Genomic DNA, 321 nt, shown 5'->3' with positions numbered 1-321 from the left:
TTGGCTTCTGCTGTTTCCCAGTTGTAATGGTTACGACTACCACTATTTCGCTTTAATTCGCGATAAATGGTGGATAAATCTACATTTATTGCCTTGGCAATATCTTTTTTAGTAAGCGTCCAAAAATGTCACAACGCCCCTATTTGCGGGCTTTTTGCAAAGCCCGCAAATCTCATTTTTAAATATCTTTCACTAAAAATTTCATTAATTCAAGCAGATTGTCATTGGAAGCAGGTTCTCGTAGTCCGTTCTACCAGATTTCACGGCCTTGAGCAAAGCCTTGAAATATTGCCTGAACGAGACTCCGACTTGCTTGCAAGT

The 321-nt window shown here is 39.9% G+C and carries 1 pseudogene; it reads right to left on the bottom strand.

Features of this window, described 5'->3' with window-relative positions:
• A pseudogene (locus ACTQ16_RS16885) lies at positions 1 to 110 on the bottom strand (helix-turn-helix domain-containing protein); the annotation flags it as partial.
• Positions 111 to 321: the final 211 nt, after the last annotated feature.

It is taken from the genome of Prevotella sp. LCP21S3_D2, assembly GCF_052118345.1.
GTDB lineage: Bacteria > Bacteroidota > Bacteroidia > Bacteroidales > Bacteroidaceae > Prevotella.
The sequence above is the reverse complement of the archived record's forward strand: the minus strand, read 5'-3'. Positions and strand labels throughout refer to the sequence as shown.